Genomic DNA, 19,619 nt, shown 5'->3' with positions numbered 1-19,619 from the left:
GCCGGTTGGCCGCCTGCCTGCGCACCTACCTGCGGTCCAGGAGTTCGGCTGCGGCTTCGACGCCTTCCCGGGTGCCGATCACGATCAGGGTGTCACCGCCGGCCAGGCGGAACGCCGGGGTCGGGGACGGGCGGGCCGCGGCGCGGCGGAGGACGGCCACCACCGAGACGCCCGTCTTCGTCCGCATGCGGGTGTCGCCGAGCAGGCGGCCGTTCCAGTACGAGTGGCCCGCCAGCCGGATGCGTTCCGCGACCAGGCCCAGATCGCTGGTGTGCAGCAGGTCGGGGCTGTGGTGGCAGGGCATCAGCGCGTCGACGAGGGCGGCGGCCTCGGCCGCCGTCAGGTGCAGTGAGGCGGCGCAGTCGTCCGGGTCGTCGCCCCGGTACAGGCTCAGCGTGCGGGTGCCGTCGCGGTGGGCCACCACCGACACGTGCTGCTGCTCCTCGGTCGTCAGGTCGTGCTGGACGCCGATCCCGGGCAGTCGCGTCGTACTCGTCCGCTGAGCAGGCACGGCCCGTCCCCCTCGTGTTGTCCCATGCCGGGCGCCGGCGCGGTGCCCATCGTGCCATCTCCGACGGGGCCGCGGCATGGGTGGCGGTACGGATGGACACCGGCGCCGCATCATGGGACAGCCCGCGGGGGAGTAGGCTGCACAGCAGGTCAGGCCGTCCGGAAGGCGAGAGCATGGTGCCCTGCCGACGTCGGATTCCGCAGGTGAGCGCCTCGGGGCGCGCGATCGTGGTGCCGTGCCCCGGCGCCCGTACCGGGGGTGCCGCCTGATGGCCGGGCCGGGCGCGGCGGCGACGGCCGCACGGATCCTGCTCGCCGACGACCACGCGCTCGTACGCAGCGGCGTTCGCCTCATCCTCGACGCCGAACCCGACCTCCAGGTCGTCGCCGAGGCCGGCGACGGGGCGGAGGCCGTCGCGCTCGCCCGGCGCGATCCGGAGCTCGACCTCGCCGTCCTCGACATCGCGATGCCCCGCCGGACCGGCCTCCAGGCGGCGCGGGAACTCGCCCGGATGCGCCCCGGACTGCGCATCCTGATGCTGACCATGTACGACAGCGAGCAGTACTTCTTCGAAGCGCTGCGGGCGGGCGCCTGCGGGTACGTCCTGAAGTCCGTCGCCGACCGGGACCTCGTACAGGCCTGCCGCGCCGCCCTGCGGGACGAGCCGTTCATCTACCCCGGCGCCGAGACCGCACTGATCCGCACCTGGCTCGACCGGTTCCGGGAGGGCCGGACGCCGCCCGACCGGCCGATCACCGAGCGGGAGGAGGAGATCCTCAAGCTGGTCGCGGAGGGCCACACGTCGAAGGAGATCGGAGAGATCCTCGTCATCAGCCCCAAGACGGTCGAACGCCACCGTGCGAACCTCCTGCAGAAGCTCGGCCTGCGCGACCGCCTCGAACTGACCCGCTACGCCATCCGGGCCGGCCTCATCGAGCCGTGACCGATGCGCGTGGTTCGGCGGGCGGCAGGCCCAGCACACCGCGCACGGCGCGCTCGGCCAGCTCGACGTCGTGCGGCGGGACGATCCCGTCGTGGCTCACGAGCCCCTCCAACGCGCCGAGGCAGGCCCGCGCGGTGTCCGCCGCGGGCGGTCCGGGCGGGATCGCGCCGCTGCGCCGCCCCTCCTCGATGCGCCGCTCCACGTCGCCCGTGAGCTTGCCCAGGATCCGGCCCAGTTCCCGCGCCACCGGGTGGTCCCGCCCGGCGAACTCGATCGCCAGCACCCTGACGACCCCGGCCACGTCGCGCCGGCAGTAGACGGCGTGGCCGCGCGCCATCCGCATCAGTGCCGCCACCGGATCGGCCTCGGCGGCCGCCGGGTCGCCGACCTCCGCCGCCCACGTCTCGTCCACCCACCGCACCACCGCGAGCGCGAGCTCCTCCTTGCCCGCGAACTGGTGGTACAGCGCGCCCCGCGTGTACCCGGCCTCCGCGGCCACCCGCTCCAGCACCAGGTTGGCGTACCCGTGCCGGGACAGGCCCCGCGCGGCGGCCTCCAGCAGGGCGCTGCGGGTACGGGCGCGCCGGTCGGCCTGGGTGCGGCGGCCCGTCCGGGGCCGGCCGTCCCCAGCCCGCCCGCTTCCGGGGCCGGCCTCGGGGCTCATGGGGCGGACCCCTCCTTCTTACATACAGTCATGTACGTATGTTACGTTGCCGATCGGGATTCCGGAACGGAAAACCGCCCGAAGGGAGAAGGCCAGTGACGGTCGATTCGGAAACAGGACGCGAAGCCGCCGGCGCGACACCGCCGGTCCGGCAACACCTCGTCCTCCCCGACGCGGTACGCCGCCTCAGCACACTCGCCGAACCCGACTACGCCGACCTCTTCACCCTCACTCTGACGGACGCCGCCGCCGGCCCCGCCGCCCGGTCCCCGGAGCAGTGGGCGTGCGCCGTACTCGAGGACGCCGCCGGCTGGCAGGGCCAGTTCGTCTGGCGCGGAGTACTCGGCCTGCGCCTGCAAGGGCGGCCCACCCCCGGGTGCGTCGCCGGATGGGAGATCGACGGCCGCGGCGACGACTGGATCCGCCTGGAGGCACACTCCCGCATGCTCACGGGCCAGCTCGTGCTCCGCGTGGACGCCGGGCAGGCCTCGCTCTCCACCTTCATCCGCTACCGCAAGCCGTCCGGCGCGCGCGTGTGGGCCCGCTTGACACCGCTGCACCACAAACTCGTACCCGGGCTGCTGCGCGAGGGCCACCGGATCCTGCAGGACGCCGCGGCGGCCGCCTGACACCCGCCGGATCCGGTCGTGCCTGTGACCGGCTGGTCTGCCCTTCCGGCTGTTCCGGCTCGACCCGCCGGGCGCCCTCGGGTGGGCGACCCCCCCGTTTATCCGGAGTCGGGCCCCGGAAGGAATGCGGTCCCCCGCACTCCTCCCCGGACGGTGAGCGTTGAACCGAGCCAAGCACTCCGCAATCGGCTACAAGGGCAGCTCAGACGAGGCGATCCGGCACCACTACGACTTCCTCGGGGACTTCTACCGGCTCGCCCTCGGCCCCGACCTCGTCTACTCCCTCGCCCGTTGGGAGGACGGCGACACCCTGGAGACGGCACAGGTCCGCAAACTCGACCTGCACGCCCGCGCCGCCCGCGCCGAAGGCGCCTCCCGCGTCCTCGACGTCGGCTGCGGCTGGGGCAGCATGATGCACCGCCTCACCGAGGTCCACGGCGTCCGCCACGTCGTGGGCCTCAACGTCAGCACCTCGCAGGTCGAGTACGTGCGCAGCAGGGAATGGCCCGGCTGCGAGGTGCGCCTGGAGAACTGGATCGACCACCTGCCCGACGCCCTGTACGACGCCGTGTTCGCGATCGAGGTGATGGAGCACTTCGCCGGCAGCACGATCCGCCGCTCCCAGCGCATCGCCCGCTACCGGATGTTCTTCGAACGCTGCCACGCCTGGCTGCGCCCCGGAGGACGGCTCGCCGTCCAGTCGAACGCGTGGAACGCGCGCGGCTGGCTGGCCTCCATGGTCCTCCCGGCCCGCATGCTCGACCCGGACGGCGGGCCCCGGCAGGGTTTCCGACCGCGTGACGTCCGGGACGCCGTACGCAACCTCCGGGAAGGCCTGCACTCCTCCCGCCGGGTCTTCCCCGAATGCTTCGTGCCCACCCGCTCCGAACTGGTCGAAGCCGCCCGCGGCCTGTTCACCGTCGCCGAGCTGCGTGACGACCCGGACGACGGGGCCAACACCCTCCAGTGCTGGATGGAGCGCTGCATCGCCCACCGCGAGCAAGGCGCACGGCTGATCGGCCGCCAGGCCGTGGACGACCTCATCAGGGAGCAGCGGGCGACGCTGCGTTTCATGCGCGAGCACCGGTGCACGGTGCTGCGGATGGCGCTGGAGCGGGTCGACTGAGTGGGTTGGCTGAGTGGGTCGACTGAGTGGGTCGACTGAGTGCCGCGACTGAGTGGCGCGACTGATCGGGTCGTTTGAGCGGGGCGGCGTTGTCGTTCGCCCGCCCCCGGTACGGGGCCGGCCGTCGGCAGCTGTTCGGACGTTCCCGGCTTCGCCGTCGGCGGCCGCCCCATCGGAGAAAGGACCGGGCATGGGCGCACTCCCCCTGGCCCCGCCGACCGCCCCGCCCGTCCAGGGGCCGTCCGCACCGCTCTGGACGGTGGGGCCCGCAGCCGTGTTCGCCCTCGTCCAACTGGCCGTCGTCGTACCGGGCTCCTCCCTCGGCTGGGACGAGATCGTCTACGTGAGCCAGGTGCAGCCCGAGACGCCCGCCGCGTACTTCTCGGCGCCCCGGGCGCGCGGGATCTCGTACCTTGTCGCGCCCGTCGCCGCGCTCACCACCTCGACCACCGCGCTGCGCGTCTGGCTCGCCCTGCTCTCCTCCGGCGCGCTGTACCTCGTCCTGCGCACGTGGCGGCGCCTGCTTCCGCCGCCCGTGCTCGGCTGCGCCGGCCTGCTCTTCGCCGGGCTGTGGGTCAGCCTCTACTACGGTCCGCGCGCCATGCCCAACCTGTGGTGCGCGCTGGGCGCCCTCGCCGCGGCAGGCCGGCTGCTCCGGGCGGAGCGCCCCGGCGGGAGCGGCCGCGCCGCCGCGGCGGGCGCGGGCGCGGCCGTCGCCCTCGTGACGGTCATGCGGCCCGTGGACGGGGTGTGGCTCGCGCTCCCGCTCACCGGCGCCGCCCTGCTGACGGGCGGTCTGCGGCGGCCCCTGCTGTGGGCCGCGCCGCCCGTCGGTGTGCTGGCGGGGGCCGTGCCGTGGGTGGCGGAGGCGTACACCGCGTACGGGGGACTCGCCGCCCGCCTCGCCCGCGCGAGCGAGATCCAGGGCGGCATCGGCGCCCACTTCGCCGTCGACGACCATGTGCGCAGCCTCGTCGGGGTGACCCTGTGCCGGCCCTGCGACGCGGCCTGGGCCCATCCCTGGACGGCCGCCTGGTGGCTCGTACTGCCGCTGCTCGTCGGCGTCGGCACGGTCGCGGCCCGCCGGGCCGGCCGCGGCCGGCCGGCCGCCGTGGCCGCCGCCGTCGGGGCGTGCCTGGCACTGCCCTACCTGTTCACCGTGGACTACGCCGCCCCGCGCTTCCTGCTGCCCGCCTACGCCCTGCTGGCCGTGCCGGCCGCCGAGTGCGTGGCGGCGGCCTTCGCCGTGGCACGTGCCCGGGCGGGCACCGCCGGCCGGCGCAGGGCGGCGTACGGGGCGCTGGCCGGCGTGCTCCTGCTGCATGTCGCCGTGCAGGCCGCGGTGCTCCTCCGCGTCAGCGAGCGCAGCCGCGACCGGCACCGCGAACTCGCGGCCGTGGCCGCGGCCCTGCACCGGATCGACGTCCGTCGTCCCTGCGTGCTGAGCGGGGACGAAGCCATCCCCCTCGCCTACTACACGGGCTGCGCGTCCCGCCAGGTCGGCGGCCACGACGGCAGCACCACCGCCGACGGGCTCGCTTCGCTCGGGCGGCGGATCCCGGTCGCCGTGATCACGTCCGGGGGTGCTCGGCCGCCGCACTACGCCTCGGCCTGGCCCGTCTTCGACCTCCCCGGGGGGTACGCGGCTCGTGTGGTGCCCCGGGGGCGAGCGGGGTAGCCGACGACTCGGGGTCGGTGTGTTCCCGGGGCGTCCCGGAGGGACCATGCGCTGCCGGGCGTGTCGGAGAGCCTTCTCTCCCGCTCCGGCAGCCCCTTTCGCCCCACCGGCATCAACAGGCCCTGCTCGGCGCGGGGGGCCGGCCCACGCCCGTCGGATCGCCGGTTCTCGGCGGGTGCGCGGCCCGTCGGGGCAGGGGCGGCGGGCGGAGCCTCGGGGTCGGCGGAGTCGTTGTCGGCGGCGGCCGTTAGGGTCCCGCTGACACCGCAGGCCGGACGGCATACGCCGGCACGCCGGGGAGGGCGGTGGCACACGGAACAGGGCGAGGACGCACAATGACCGCCACGAGGGCGACGAACACCAACTCGAACAACGCTGTGCCCCTGCGCGGTCCCGGAGGTTCCGCGGACGAGGCGGCGCGGGTCGCTCGGGTACTCGACGCCGGGGGTGTCATGCCCGTCGGAGCGGTCGGGGCGGATGGTGCGGTGGAGTTCGCCGCGCGGCGGTACCGGCACGGCGGGCTGCCCGACGGGCGGGTCGTGGTGCGGCTGGCGCCCGTCGGGCGGGGGGACTGCGAGGACCGGGCCGCCGCCTTTCTCGGGCTCGTGCCCGACGGTGCGCCCGCCGTCGTCGGCGCGGGTCGGGAGACCCCGCTGCGCTTCCCCGACCGGGTTCTGGTGCACCACCCGGAGTACGGGAACCAGGCTCTGGCCCTGATACCCGAGTTGGAGTTCCTGGCGCGGCAGGCCAAGAGCCGGCCCAAGGCCGCCCTGCAGGCGAGCCGGCGGCTTGCCGAGCGGCTCGCCGCGTCCGTGCCGGTTCTGCTGCCGCACGTGCTGGAGGAGGCCGCGCGGGGCCTTCTCGCCGCGGACCAGCCCGCCATGGCCGGGCAGCTGTTCGCGCAGGCGCGGAAGAGCGAGGCCGTGCACGGCCTCGGTGTCGACCAGGACCGGGCGGACGCCGTCTTCCTGGAGTTCGCCCTCGCCGGGGCGCTGCCCGTGCGGGCACTCACCGGATACGCCAAGGACCTGGAGCAGCGACTGCCGGCGGACCAGGCGTACGAGCGGTTCCGCCGGCTGTGCGTGCGCCGCACCGCGGGCGGCACCGCGCCCGCCACGCAGGCCGCGACCGCCCTGCGCCGGCTGGCGCGCGCCGCCGGACTCGACCCCGCCGCGGCCGAGCGCGAGCACGTCGCCGAACTCCTGCGGCTGCCCGCCACCCGGCACGCGACCGCCGCCTGGTGGCGGGCCCACCGCACCGCCCTGGCCCACCTCGCCCGGCGCGACCCCGCCACACGCGGCACCCTGCTCGCGCTGACCCCGCCCGACGATCCGGACGGCGCAGACACCGTCGAGTTCTGGCTGGAACTCCTCAAGGAGGCCGGCGCCACGGACGGTCTCGTCCTGGACACCGCGGCCGAGGAGGAGCGCAGCCCCGACGGCACCGCCGGCTGGCTGGAGCGCCTCTGCGCCGCCCGGCGCAGCGGCTGGGGCCCCCGCTGCGGCCTGCCCCCGCTGCTGGACCTGGCCGAGCGCTGCGCCGGCCGGCTGCGCGCCGAGCTCGCCGACCGCGGCGAAGGGCTCCGGATCGGCGGTGCGGACATGGACCTGCTCGACCTGCTGCTCGGCCTCGGCGTCCCCGTCGCCGCCCCCGGTGCGGGCGACGCCCTCGCCCTGGAGGACTGGGCCGGCGGCGAGCATCGCCGCGACCTCGTCGGCCTCGCAGCCGACGAGAGGTTCCGGCCGGCCTTCGCGCGCGCCGCGGACGCCCTGCCCGACACCGACGCCGCCAGAACCGTCCTGCGCCGGCTGGCCGCCGCCCCCGGCGGCCGCACCCTCCTCGCCGACTGGGTGCGCGGCCTGGCCCGCGCCTGCGCCGACACCGGCCTGCCGCAGCTCCCGGCCGCGGTGAGCCGCCTCGCACGGCTGCCCGCCGCCATCCTCGCCCTCGCCCCCGGGGAAGTGGCGGAGGCGGCCGCCACCGACCTCGCCGCCCTCCTGGCCGGCACCCTGCGCGGCGGCCTCTTCGAGGAACTCACCTGGCCCGCCTGGGAAGAAGCCCTCGCCGCGCTCGCCCCGCACGGCGACCGCGGCGACGTGAGCGTCTCCACCGCCTGGCCGCACCTGGTCGTGGCGAACCAGCGGCAGGCCCGGGTGATCGCCGCCGGGGGAACCGTCCTCGTCCACGACTTGCGCATCCCCGACGGCACCGGCCACCGGACGCTCGGCCTGCACTACGTCGACGGTGAACTGCTGGTGTGCTGGCGGTACTGGAACCGGCCCGGAGACGCGCAGGCCTACTGGCACAGCGCGCCCGCGGACGTCTTCACCCTGGACACCGGCGGCCGGTCGGCCTGGCGGCTCGGTCCGGAACACGCCGGGCTGCCGCTGCCCGGCGGCGGCCGCGCCACCGGGGCGGGCGTCCTGCACCGCGGCGACACCCGGTTGCCCCCGGAGCGACCCCTGATCGGTGACCGGCAGGCGTACTGGGCCTGGGACGAGGCCACCGCGGACGGGCAGCCCGCCGGGTGGGCCTCGTACGATCCGGCCGCGGACCGCCTCGGCCCGCGCTCCCGTCCCGACTTCCTGGCCGCCGCCGGACTGCCGGCCGGCGCCGTCCTGCGCGAGCAGGACTGCCGGCTGCGGCCCGCCGCCGAAGCCGAGGGATCCGTGCTCTCCGCGCCCGTCGGCGGCCTGCTCGGCTGGCGGGTGGCCGAGCTGCCCGACGGCGGCTGGTGGGGCGCCGACACCGCCGGACGCACCGTCACCGTGCCGCACGGTGCCGGGATACCGTTCGGCGCCGCCGTCCTCCCCGGCGACGACCGGCCCCGGGCCCTGTCGCAGACGTGGAGCGAATTCCGCATCACCGACCCGGACGGCACCGTCACCGCCGAGACCCGCAGCGGAAGCCGGCCCGGCACCGCTCCCGCCGGAGGGCCGCCGATGCCGCCCGCCGACCACTGGCACTGCCTGCGCCCCCGCGACCCGCAGGGCTCCCTCGCGCTGCGCGCCGTCGACAGCCGGGCCGCCGCCGCCCTCATCGCCGCCGGAACCGCCGCGGCCGCCGCGACGCCGGCCGGCACCGCCACCGCCGAGGCCCTGCTGCCCGTCGTACGGGACGCACTGCCGCAGATCACCGACCCCGTGCTCGCCCGCGGCGTCGCCGACACCCTCGCGTTCACCCTCGACCAGCAGACGCTGCTGGACGATGGCCTCGCCGCCGGCCGGAGCGACGAAGCCGAGCCGCAGGAACCGGACGGTCCCGACGACCGGATCCTCGGGCTCGCCCTGCGGGGGATCAGCGGCAACGTGCACCGCGACTGGGTGGGCCGCGGCGCCCACGGAGTGTCCGCCACGCTGTCCGCCTTCGCTGCGGCCGCCGCCGACACCGCCGCCACGGCCGTACCCGGCCGCCTCCACGGCGACGTGCCCACCCTGCCGTGGTGCACCGCCGTCTGGATCCCGCTGCTGGGACAGCCGGCCGCCGTCGCCTACCGGGCCGCCGCGGCCACCGACGCCGAGGAGCGGGAAGCCCTGCTCGCGCTGCTGCGCGCCTGGGACCGGCTCGGGCTGGACTCCGCTTCCGCGGGGCGCTGGCGCAGCGCCGTCCTCCACCTCGACGCGCGTGCCCTGCGCCGGCCCGACGGCACCGAATCCGAGCCCCACCACCGAGGCCTGCTGCCGCTGGGCGGAGGGGCCTTCCTCGCCACCACCGGCGCCTGCAGGGCTGAACCGGGCGGCCATCGCATCGAGGGCCTCCAGTACGACCCCGAAGGCCGCTTCGAGCTGCCCGACGCCTACACCGTCCGCGCCGCCGCCCCGCTCGGCGACCCGGAGCGGGAGACCGGATGGCTCGGCCGGTTCCTCGACAGCGCCGCCGCCCGCGGGCCGGTCCCCTGGATGCCGGCCGCGGCCGACGCGTTCGCCCGGCTCACCGGCACCGGCGACACCCTCGCCCGGCTCGTGGTCGCCGGCCTCCCCGCCGTCGACAGCGACGAGCGCGGCTTCCTGACCGCCGCGCAGCGCACCCTGCTCGACGTGCGGGCAGCCGACGCCGACGCCGCCCGGGACGACCTCCGCTGCCTGCCCGCGGACACGCGGCGCGCCCTGGTGGCGGCGCTGCTGCCCGCCGACCCGGCGCGCCTGTGGACCGACGGCCCGGACGCGGCCGCAGCCGCGGAGGTCTGGAACCGCCGCGTCGGCCGCCGCACCCGCATACCGGACCGGCTCACCGCCGAGGCGGCACAGGAAGTCCGCACCTGGTGGCCCGCCGTGCGCGCCCTGCCCGCCGTCCTCGACCCGCAGAACGCGCCCGAACTGAGCCGGGACGCCGAGTGGGAACTCGGCCACGACCGGGCCGTACCCAAGGGGCCCGCCGCCGACGCCTTCTCCGCGCGCGTCCTGCTCGGCGCCGTCGCCATGGCCGCGTGGCTCGCCCACCGGCTGCCCGCCGGCGACCCCGCCCGAAGCCGGCTGCCCGCAGCGCTCACCGCCGTACGGGAGCGGCTGGCGGCCCCCGGGCTCCTCCTCGACCCGGGCCGGCGCGTCGACCTCCGCGACCTCCGCAAGGCGGCCGGCGCCCCGACCCGGACCGACGGGAAGACCGAGGAGTACGGGGCCCTCGTGACCGTCGCCGGCAACAGCAGGTTCATGCCCGCGCTGCGACCCGCCCTGCTCGACTCCACCGGCTCCGACCCGTACGTGGCGCTGCTGCGCGGCACCGCCCAGCAGCCCCTCCCGGTGGAGGTGGCGCTGCGGTGCGCCCGCGATCCGCGGTTCGCGGCGCTGCTGGCGGATCCGGGGGCGCCGGCGGCGGGCGGTGCGGACGCCGAGGGGGTGTGGTGGCCGCAGGATCCGGGGCGTTCGGTTCCGGAGCTGGTCGCCGCCGTGCAGGAGGCGTGCGGACTGGGTGCGGACGCGGCGGTGCTGTACCTGATGCTGCTGGCGATGCCCGACCCGACGGATCGGAACACGGTGCGCTGGACGGGTTGGAAGCCGGCCCGGATGAAAGCCGCCCGGGCGGAACTGGGCGCGACGGACCTGGTCGTGACGGCGAGCCGGACCCGGGCCGGGCGCACCCTGTTCCTGCCCGGCGGCTGGGTCGAGCCCGCTGCGCCGTGGACACCGCTGGAGCAGTGGAAGGCGCCGATGTACGGGCTGCTCGCCGACCGCGTCCCGCTCCTCGGCGTGCTCGTCCCGACCGAGCCGGCCGCCGACCTGTACCGGCGGGCCTGGCAGCGGGTCACCGACGGCGACGTGCCCCGCTTCGAGGAGCTGGAGCTGCGGCGGCGCGGCCGTCGCCGCTGACAGGCCCCGGCCCCGGGCGGGCGGTGCACGCCCGCCCGGGGCCGGGGTCGGGGGCCATGGGGGCCGGGGCCGCCCGTATCCGGTTGCGGACACGCGCCGGGCGGCGCGGACACCGTGGAAACCGGCGTGCCGCGCCGCCCGCGCGCTCTGTACAGGAGCCGGGCCGCGCCCCTCACCAATAGTGCTTGCGACCACCCACCGCGTGTCCGGCCGCACCGAGAAGCCACAGCACAAGGCCCACGACCAACAGGATCAGGCCGATCGTCCACAGGATCGAGATCCCGAACACGAAGCCGAGGATCAGCAGAATCACTCCGAGCGCTATCACAACAACCTCCTGCACCCTCTGCCTGGGGGGACGCTCTGCGTATACCCCCGTACGGCGAGCCATGCGTCCCGCGGCCCGCGAGTTTCCGGAGCCCTCCCGCGGCCCGACCCCGCCCCCGCTCACCACGCCGCGTACAGCGCCTCCGGCGAGCGGTCGATCAGGGTCGGCCGCATCCGCGGCGCGGGCCGGTCCCCGTCCAGCCGCAGCCCGGGCAGCAGCCGGGTGAACACCTCCAGGGTGATGCGCAGTTGCAGGCGGGCCAGCCGCGCGCCGGGGCAGGCATGGGGGCCGTGCCCGAACGCGAGGTGGGGCCGGTTCTCGGGGCGCCGGATGTCGAACGCGTCGGGGCGCGCGTAGCGCCGTTCGTCGCGGTTCCCCGACCCGAACGCCACGAGGACGCAGGCCCCCGCCGGCAGGTGCGTGCCGGCCAGGACCACCGGTCGGGTCGTACGCCGCCGGAACGCCTGCAGGGCGGTGTCGAAACGGGCTCCCTCCTCCACCGCGGCGGGGATCAGGCCCGGGTCCGCGCACAGCATCCGCCACTGCCGCTGCCGGGAGAGCAGGTGGAGCAGGGTCGTGGCGATGAGGGCGGAGGTCGTGAGGAAGCCGGCGATCAGCAGGTTCTGCAGGTTCGCCACCAGCTCGTGGCGCTGGTCGGCGGTGAGCTCGCCGCGGCCCGGCGCGAGCGCGGCGACCATGTCCGAGCACAGGTCCTCGCGCGGGGCGGCCCGGTGCTCGCGGATGCGGCGGTCCAGCAGGTGCTGGAGGGCGACGACGTCACGGGCGGCAGCCGCCTGCGCCTCCGGGGGCAGCGGCCGGAACATCAGCTCCTCCGCCCGGTAGCCGCCCCGCACGGCCACGGGCACGTCCGCCGGGTCCAGCCCGATCAGCCGGCCCGCCACCATCCCCGGCAGCCGGCGGGCGTATGCCTCCACCAGCTCGGCGGACCCGTCGGCGGCGAACCCGTCGACGAGGCCCCGCGCGCACTCCCGGGCGTACGGCGCCAGCGCCGCGACCCGCCCGGCGGCCAGGCCCCGGTGCAGCGGGGCCCGGTACCGGCGGTGGGCCGCACCGTCCGAGGAGACCACCGTCGGCCGAGGCTCGAACCCGCCGGCGAGCACGGCCGAAGCGGGCCCGGCCGGGGTGGCGTCGGGCAGCAGGGCGTTGGCGGAGGAGAAGTCGTCGGCGCGCCGCAGCACCTCCCGTATGTCCTGGTCGCGTGAGACGAGCCACGCCTCGAACTCCGGCACGTACGTCAGGCCCTCGGCCCGGCGGGCGCGGGCGTACAGCTCATACGGGTCCCGGTACAGCTCGTCCCGGCTCGCCTGGTCGTGCCATGCCACAGGGGCCTCCGGATCTGGTCGGTCGCGTCGGATCGGATCGGGCCGCACCCGCGGCAGACCGCCGCGGGCCGTCCCGCCGCAGCGGGCATCCTGCCGGGCCCGCCCCTCCGCCGGGAAGACCGCCTCCGCCCGCGCCCGGCGCCCCACGATCCACCGGACAGGGACGGACCCCGGCCAAGCCGTCTCTTTCGGATCCTGACGAGGCATGATCCGAAAGAAGGCGCCCTAATGCCGCTCCAACCGCTCCCAGAACGCCAGTCGGTGCTCCCGCGCGTAGTCGACCGGGCCGATGCGCCCCGGCGCCAGCGACTGCGTGTACGGCACGGCCGCCCCCGCCTCGAACGCCGGCCACGGGGGGAGTCCGCCCCCCGCCGGCACGCCGTCGCGCGCGAACGCCGCCCAGTAGTCGGCCATCGCGTCCGCGAGCCGCGCCTGGGCCGGCGTGAACCGCCGCCGGGCCTCCGCCTCCTCGAACAGGTACGGCGTGTCGCCCGCGTGGTAGGCCCCGAAGTCGAACGGCCCGGCCGCCGGCAGGTACCAGGGTGCGTCCCGGTCCGCGAACTCGTAGGCGTACGTGCGCACATGCCGGGCCAGTGCCAGGTGCTGGGCGTACGTGCCCCGCGCCCACATCCGGTCCGTCACCGCCGCCGCCCACGCGTGCGCGGGCGGCACGGAGCCGCCGTCGGGGTACTCCGCGCGGACGGCGGGGGCGCGCGCCGCCCCGAACGCCGTCCGCAGCAGCTCCGCGTACCGCTCCCCGGTGAGCGGCTTCCCCGCCGCGTCGTACAGCAGCCCCGCGAACAGCCGGTGCTCGTCGCGGGTCGCCCCCGAGAGGACGGGGACGCGTGCGAACCGGCCCGCGGCGAGCGCCCGCGGCGGAAGCTCCGGCAGCACCTCGCCGCCGTACGCGAACGCCTGGAAGGCGTTCATGACGTACGGCACCCCCAGCACCCGCCCCACCGGCACGGCCCGCAGGCACTCCAGCGCCCGCGCCGCGTCGGGGAGCCCGCAGCCCAGGGCGGCCGCCGTCCGCCGGCCGGCCTCCTCCACCTCCCGTACCGTGCGCCACGTGTACCACGGGTATGCGGGCACGCCCTCGCCCATGGCCGCGGCGGGCATGTCCATCATGCCCTCGCCACTGGACAGGACGGCCCGCCCGAACAGGCCGCGTGAGCCGGGCGAGGCCAGGTGGCCGGTGATCGCTGCGGCGCCGAACGACGACCCGGCCACCGTCACCCGCTCCGGGTCGCCGCCGAAGACGGCGGCGTTGCGCCGCACCCACCGCAGCGCCTCCTGCTGGTCCTGCAACCCGAACGTCCCCGAACCGGGCAGGCCCGGGTGGGCGAAGCCGCCGAAGACGCCGAGCCGGTAGTTGACGGTGACGACGACCACGCCGCGCTCCGCGAGGCGGCGGCCGTCGAAGAACCGCCCGCCGCCGACCGTGCCGTCTCCGTGGATCCACACCAGCACCGGCCGCCGCGCCCCGCGGGCCGGGGCGGTGACGTTCAGGACCAGGCAGTCCTCCTGGACGCTGGAGACCCGGGCGTACGGGTTCGGCACCTGCGGGCACAGCGGTCCCGGCCGGGTGGCGTCGCGGACGCCCGGCCAGGGGGCCGCGGGGCGGGGCGCCGCCCAGCGGTGCGCGCCGAGCGGGGGAGCGGCGTACGGGATCGCGCGGAACAGCCGCAGCCCGCCCGCGGCGATGCCGCGCACGGCGCCCGTGTCGGTACGGACGACGGGCCCCGCGGCCGTGTCCCCGGCGGGGGCGGGCCCGAGCAGCGCGAGCGCCGCCAGCGCGGCGGCGCAGCGGGCCGGCCTCAATAGACCAGCTTGTAGGTCACGTCGCGGGGCATCGGCGTCGGCGCGGCCTCGGGGAACGTCAGCCGGATCTGGGTGAAGCGGGTGGTGCCGGGGCGGTCCGGCCAGGGCTCCGGGGCGCTGAGCGTGACCTTCACGGGGTACGGCCGGAAGCGGCCGGCGGCGCAGTAGGGCCGGCAGTCGTTGACCATGTCGGTTCCGGTGGCGGCGGCGGTCTTCGTCCCCCAGTCCGTCCAGCGCAGGCCGACGAGGCGGTTGTTGCCGTCGCCGCAGGCGAGGAGGTATTCCTCGGGCCGCACCTGGGGTTCCCCGAAGCAGTCGACGACCACGACGGGCGGGGGTGTGGGTGCCGGCACCGGCGCGCGGGCCGGCGGGGCCGCGGGTCCGGCCGCCGCCGCGGGGAAGGCGGTGGCCGCGGCGAGTGCCACGGCCGCACCGGCCACCACGGCCCTGCGGGCACGGGCCGCGACGGCTGCGGCGTGTCGGCGGACTCCGGCTGTGACCACGGGCCCCTCCTTGCCTCCGGCCGCTCCACGCCGTGCCGCGCCGCGAGGGCGCCGGCGCGGGCGGAACGGCGATCCCGCGCCACCGCAAGCTTCCCCCATCCCCCGTCCCGCCGCACCCGCAGCCGTACGCGCCCCGCGCCGGGGGAGCGGCCGGGTCAGAAGCGGGCGCTCCGCACCGGGCCCGTGAAGCCCGCGGGGAGCCGGGGTCCGGTGAGCCAGAGGGAGGCTGCGGCCTTGGTGAAGCGGGCGAAGGCCGGGTCGCCGTCGTCGGGGGAGTCGGCCTCCGCGGCGGAGGCCGACGGGTCGTCGGACGGGTCGGCCGCGACGACGTCCCGGGCTATGTCCTCCTCGGGCCGGTCGTCGGCGGGCCCGCGGCCGTCCGGGCCGAGCTGCGTGCCCCAGGGCTCCGTCCCGAACTGGCGCTGCAGTGCGGTGAAGTCCGCGGGGACCGCGCCCGGTTGGGTCCAGGAGCCGGCGTGCTCGTACAGCACCTGGCCGGGAACCCGCTCGCGCAGTCCGCCGAGCACCTCTTCGCCGTGGGCGGCGAGGTCGTACGCCACCACGACGGTGTCGGTGCGGCCGGGAGCGTACGGCTCCGGCGGTACGCCGAGGATGTCCGCGGCGGCCAGTGCGAGGATGCGGTCGGAGCGGCCCGGCAGTGCGCTCACGGCGGCGGGCCGGACGCCGGCGGCGCCGAGCGCGGCCGCGAGGCGGTCGAGGCCGCGCCGGCAGCCGGCGTGGCTGTCGCCGAGGTAGCCGTAGCGGCCGGCCATGACGCCGAAGCCGTACGGGGAGAGCGTGCCCAGCAGGGTGCCGGTCAGGGCGAACTGCCAGCCGCGCAGGTCCCCGCCGTCGAGCGGCGAGACCCGGGCGACGGCCTCGGCGCGGCCGGCCATCCGCCGCAGCCGGTCGTGGGCCCACGCCCACCCGGTGTCCGAGGGCTCCGGCAGGCGCGCGATGCGATCGAGGGCGGCGGTCACATCGCCGGCGAGCAGCGTGTTGAAGGCCAGCAGGTAGCGGCCGGGCCAGGGCTCCAGCATGCTCTCGCGCCCCAGCAGGACCTCCGCCGCCTCGGCGTGCCGGTCGTCTGCCTCCAGCGCGGTGGCCAGCGTGTACAGCACGGGGCGGGCTTCGGGGGCCAGGCGCAGGGCCTCCCGGAGCGCCGGGACGGCGAGGAAGGCGATCCCCCGCTCGGTGCACAGGCGGCCGAAGTCGTAGAGGGGCCGGGGCCCGGCGGGCCGGCGGGCGGCCTCCGCGGCGGCGCCGGCCAGGTCGTCGTAGCCGGCTGCCGCGGCCAGGGCGCGGACCTGCTCGGCCAGCGCGGGGAGGGGTTCGCCGTCGGCGAGGGGCCGGAGGGCGCGGACTGCTGCGGGGATGTCGCCGGCGGCCGTCAGGCGCCGCACGTCGTCGAATGCGTTCGTCATCGCGTTGATCATCCGCAGGCGGAACGCGGCTCGGCAACGCCTTTTCCCGCCCCGGACCACGACGGCCCGCGGCACGCCCGCGCCGGTGCGTGAGGCGCGTCTCACCGGGCGGACCTTGCCTATGCAACTCGTTGCATAGAAAGATCGGCGGCATGGCGCTCGAACACGCGATCCTCGTCTCGCTCCTGGAGAAGCCCGGCTCCGGCTACGAGCTGGCCCGCCGGTTCGAGCGGTCCATCGGGTACTTCTGGACGGCCACGCACCAGCAGATCTACCGCGTCCTCAAGCGCATGGAGGCCGACGGCATGCTCGCCGTGCGCGAGGTGTCCCAGCAGGGCCGGCCCGACAAGAAGGAGTACTCGGTGGCCGCGCCGGGCCGGGCCCTGCTCTCCGCCTGGCTGCACGAGCCCATCGAGCCGGAGACCCTGCGCCACGACCTCGCCGTCAAGATCCGCGGCGCCGCGTTCGACGACCCGGCCGCCCTGGTCCGCGAGGTCGAACGCCACCGCGCCGTGCACGGCGACCGGCTCGCGCACTACCTCGCCGGCGAGCTGCGCGACTTCACCGGTCCCGACGCCCCGGCCCCGCTCGACGCCGGGCAGGAACTCCAGCACGTCGTCCTGCGCGGCGGGATCGCGTACGAGCGGATGACGATCGCCTGGCTCGACGACGTCCTCACCACGCTCCACCGGCTCGCCCAGGCCCCGCCCGCCGGCTGAGCCGGCCCCTCCCGCGGCCCGCCCGCGTCCGCGGACCCCGCACCGAAACCGCCCAGGCCTCCGGCCTTCGACCCACGACCCCTCGGAAGGTGACCCTCCATGGCCGACCCGCTGCTGTTCAACCCGAACACCTACGACCCGGCGCACTTCGACCCCGAGACCCGCAGGCTGCTGCGCGCCACGGTGGACTGGTTCGAGGCCCGCGGCAAGCGCAGGCTGATCGAGGACTACCGCGACCGCGCCTGGCTGTCCGACTTCCTCGCGTTCGCCGCGAAGGAGGGCCTCTTCGCCACCTTCCTCACCCCGGCCGCGGCCGCCGGCGCGGACGAGCCGGACAAGCGCTGGGACACCGCCCGCATCGCCGCCCTGAACGAGATCTTCGGCTTCTACGGGCTCGACTACTGGTACGCCTGGCAGGTCACCATCCTCGGCCTCGGCCCGGTCTGGCAGAGCGGCAACACCGCCGCCCGCGCCCGCGCCGCCGAACTCCTCTCCCAGGGAGAGGTGTTCGCGTTCGGCCTGTCCGAGAAGACGCACGGCGCCGACATCTACTCCACCGACATGCTGCTGGAGCCCGACGGCAGCGGCGGCTTCCGCGCCACCGGCTCCAAGTACTACATCGGCAACGGCAACGCCGCCGGGCTCGTCTCCGTCTTCGGCCGCCGCACCGACATGGAGGGCCCGGACGCGTACGTCTTCTTCGCCGCCGACAGCCGCCACCCCGCCTACCACCTGGTCAAGAACGTCGTCGACTCCTCCAAGTTCGTCAGCGAGTTCCGCCTGGAGGACTACCCGGTCGCCGCCGAGGACGTCCTGCACACCGGCCGCGCCGCCTTCGACGCCGCCCTCAACACCGTCAACGTCGGCAAGTTCAACCTCTGCACCGCCTCCATCGGCATCTGCGAGCACGCGATGTACGAGGCCGTCACCCACGCCCACAACCGCATCCTGTACGGCCGCCCCGTCACCGCGTTCCCGCACGTGCGGCGCGAGCTGGCCGACGCGTACGTGCGCCTCGTCGGGATGAAGCTGTTCAGCGACCGCGCCGTCGACTACTTCCGCACCGCCGGCCCCGACGACCGCCGCTACCTCCTCTTCAACCCGATGACGAAGATGAAGGTGACCACCGAGGGCGAGAAGGTCATCGACCTGATGTGGGACGTCATCGCCGCCAAGGGCTTCGAGAAGGACAACTACTTCGCGCAGGCGGCCGTCGAGATCCGCAGCCTGCCGAAGCTGGAAGGCACGGTCCACGTCAACCTCGCGCTGATCCTCAAGTTCATGCGCAACCACCTGCTGGAGCCGGCCGGCTACCCGGCCGTGCCGACCCGCCTCGACGCGGCCGACGACGACTTCCTCTTCCGGCAGGGCCCCGCCCGCGGCCTCGGATCCGTCCGCTTCCACGACTGGCGGCCCGCCTTCGACGCGTACGCCGAGCTGCCGAACATCGCCCGGTTCCGCGAACAGGCCGACGCCCTCTGCGAGTTCGTCGCCACCATCGCCCCCGACGAGCAGCAGGGCCGCGACCTCGACTTCCTGCTCTCCGTGGGCCAGCTGTTCGCGCTCGTCGTGCACGCCCAGCTGATCCTGGAGCAGGCGCGCCTGACCGGGCTGGACGAGTCCGTCCTGGACGAGCTCTTCTCCGTCCTCGTCCGCGACTTCTCCGGCCACGCCGTCGAGCTCCACGGCAAGGACTCGGCGACCGGGGCGCAGCAGGCCTGGGCGCTCGCCGCGGTCCGGCGCCCGGTCGTCGACGCGGAGCGCTCGGCCCGGGTCTGGGAGCGCGTCGAGGCACTGTCCGGCGCGTACGAGATGGCGCCCTAGCAGCCGCTCCCCGACGCGCCCGTCCCGTGCCTACCCGGCGGGCGCGTCCGCCGGGGCGGCGCGGCGGAGCACGCCGACCTTGTCGATGCGGTGTTCCGGGTTGCCGAGGGGATCGCGCCAGAAGTTGCCCGCGGCGTCGTCCTCCGGCGTCGCACACGTCGAAATGGTGATCATGGCCTGGGCGGGCGCCCTGCCGGGCGCCCCCGGGACCGCCGCGCGCTGCTCGGCGAGCGAGCGCTCGGACCGGAACGACGTGCTGCGCGTCGCGGTGATCTCGTACGTGTACGTGACGCCGTCCAGCGTCACGTGCACCTCGGCGCCGGGCTTCACGGCGGGCAGGTCGCGCAGCGGACCGCCGGCGGACAGCCGGTGCGCGGTCACCAGGAAGTTCCCCACCTGGCCGGGCCCGACACCGCCGCGTTCGCCGTACGGGCTGGCGGCCACGCCGCGGTCCTGGATGCGGGTGCCCGCGGCGTCGTCGGTGGTGCCCTCGTACGGGACCACCCGCAGCCCGGATATCCCGGCGGAAGGGATGTCCAGGACGGAGGCCCGCCTCGGTACGGCGGCCGGCACGGACGGCGACGGCGACGGCGCTGCCGTCTTGGAGGCGGCGGGGGCGGACACTGCCGCCGCGGCGGCGGTACCGGCCCCGGCCGGGGACACGGCCGGGCGGGCCGCCGCGTCCGGGCTGCAGGCGGCGAGCACCGCGGTGGCGGCACCGGCCACCAGGGCGGCTGCCGCACGGGGCACGAAGATCAAGGTCATGGGCTCGTCCGAGGGGGGTCCGCCGGGCCGTACGG

15 protein-coding genes are annotated in these 19,619 nt (G+C 76.2%); 7 read left to right on the top strand and 8 right to left on the bottom strand.

All coding sequences use genetic code 11. From position 1 onward, the window contains the following. Positions 1-25: 25 nt before the first annotated feature. Positions 26-511, bottom strand: a complete 486-nt coding sequence (locus EF903_RS08835) for a cation:proton antiporter regulatory subunit (protein WP_260615003.1) — start codon at positions 509-511, stop codon at positions 26-28. 268 nt (positions 512-779) lie between these two features. Between EF903_RS08835 and EF903_RS08830 the strand changes: the two genes are divergently transcribed. Beyond that, positions 780-1,454 (top strand): response regulator transcription factor, encoded by a 675-nt coding sequence (locus EF903_RS08830; RefSeq protein ID WP_125542591.1) that lies wholly within the window; start codon positions 780-782, stop codon positions 1,452-1,454. On the opposite strand, the gene EF903_RS08825 is transcribed toward EF903_RS08830, so the two are convergent. Continuing rightward, complete coding sequence (locus EF903_RS08825) at positions 1,441-2,118, bottom strand: TetR/AcrR family transcriptional regulator (RefSeq protein WP_125542590.1); 678 nt, start codon at positions 2,116-2,118, stop codon at positions 1,441-1,443. The genes EF903_RS08830 and EF903_RS08825 overlap by 14 nt on opposite strands. A gap of 95 nt (positions 2,119-2,213) precedes the next feature. Between EF903_RS08825 and EF903_RS08820 the strand changes: the two genes are divergently transcribed. The 4 genes from EF903_RS08820 (at position 2,214) to EF903_RS08805 (ending at position 10,857) form a co-directional block, all read left to right on the top strand. Continuing rightward, a complete protein-coding gene (locus tag EF903_RS08820) occupies positions 2,214-2,747 on the top strand; it encodes a hypothetical protein (RefSeq protein WP_260614999.1) in 534 nt (177 codons plus the stop codon). A 160-nt stretch (positions 2,748-2,907) separates the two neighbouring features. Further along, positions 2,908-3,873 carry a cyclopropane-fatty-acyl-phospholipid synthase family protein gene (locus EF903_RS08815; RefSeq protein WP_125542588.1) on the top strand — a complete coding sequence of 322 codons (966 nt, stop codon included), beginning with the start codon at positions 2,908-2,910 and terminating at the stop codon, positions 3,871-3,873. A gap of 190 nt (positions 3,874-4,063) precedes the next feature. Next, positions 4,064-5,551, top strand: a complete 1,488-nt coding sequence (locus EF903_RS08810) for a hypothetical protein (RefSeq protein ID WP_125542587.1) — start codon at positions 4,064-4,066, stop codon at positions 5,549-5,551. A 335-nt stretch (positions 5,552-5,886) separates the two neighbouring features. Beyond that, positions 5,887-10,857 carry a DNA-binding protein gene (locus EF903_RS08805; protein WP_260614989.1) on the top strand — a complete coding sequence of 1,657 codons (4,971 nt, stop codon included), beginning with the start codon at positions 5,887-5,889 and terminating at the stop codon, positions 10,855-10,857. A gap of 172 nt (positions 10,858-11,029) precedes the next feature. On the opposite strand, the gene EF903_RS33885 is transcribed toward EF903_RS08805, so the two are convergent. From EF903_RS33885 to EF903_RS08785, 5 genes are all read right to left on the bottom strand, one after another. Then, positions 11,030-11,185, bottom strand: a complete 156-nt coding sequence (locus tag EF903_RS33885) for a DUF6131 family protein (RefSeq protein WP_174250394.1) — start codon at positions 11,183-11,185, stop codon at positions 11,030-11,032. 119 nt (positions 11,186-11,304) lie between these two features. Beyond that, on the bottom strand, positions 11,305-12,528 hold the full coding sequence (locus tag EF903_RS08800) for a cytochrome P450 (protein ID WP_260614985.1): 1,224 nt from the start codon (positions 12,526-12,528) through the stop codon (positions 11,305-11,307). A 225-nt stretch (positions 12,529-12,753) separates the two neighbouring features. Beyond that, a complete protein-coding gene (locus EF903_RS08795; protein WP_125542584.1) occupies positions 12,754-14,349 on the bottom strand; it encodes a carboxylesterase/lipase family protein in 1,596 nt (531 codons plus the stop codon). Next, a complete protein-coding gene (locus EF903_RS08790; protein WP_125542583.1) occupies positions 14,346-14,852 on the bottom strand; it encodes a hypothetical protein in 507 nt (168 codons plus the stop codon). Before EF903_RS08790 ends, EF903_RS08795 begins: the two co-directional genes overlap by 4 nt. A 155-nt stretch (positions 14,853-15,007) precedes the next feature. Further along, entirely contained in the window at positions 15,008-16,276 is a 1,269-nt protein-coding gene (locus EF903_RS08785; protein WP_125542581.1) for a hypothetical protein, read from the bottom strand. A 152-nt stretch (positions 16,277-16,428) separates the two neighbouring features. Here EF903_RS08785 and EF903_RS08780 point away from each other — a divergent pair, with 152 nt between their 5' ends. Together EF903_RS08780 and EF903_RS08775 are read left to right on the top strand one after the other, a co-directional pair. Beyond that, positions 16,429-16,995, top strand: coding sequence for a PadR family transcriptional regulator (locus tag EF903_RS08780; RefSeq protein ID WP_125542580.1), 567 nt, complete (start codon positions 16,429-16,431; stop codon positions 16,993-16,995). A gap of 99 nt (positions 16,996-17,094) precedes the next feature. Beyond that, on the top strand, positions 17,095-18,819 hold the full coding sequence (locus EF903_RS08775; RefSeq protein ID WP_125542578.1) for an acyl-CoA dehydrogenase family protein: 1,725 nt from the start codon (positions 17,095-17,097) through the stop codon (positions 18,817-18,819). Between the two features lie 30 nt (positions 18,820-18,849). Here EF903_RS08775 and EF903_RS08770 read toward each other — a convergent pair. Then, positions 18,850-19,619: class E sortase (locus EF903_RS08770; RefSeq protein ID WP_399420425.1), on the bottom strand; the 770-nt coding region annotated here is incomplete at its 5' end.

Source organism: Streptomyces sp. WAC05292, from assembly GCF_003949955.1.
GTDB lineage: Bacteria > Actinomycetota > Actinomycetes > Streptomycetales > Streptomycetaceae > Streptomyces > Streptomyces globosus.
Note: the sequence above shows the minus strand (reverse complement) of the source record. Positions and strands in the feature narration are given on the sequence as shown.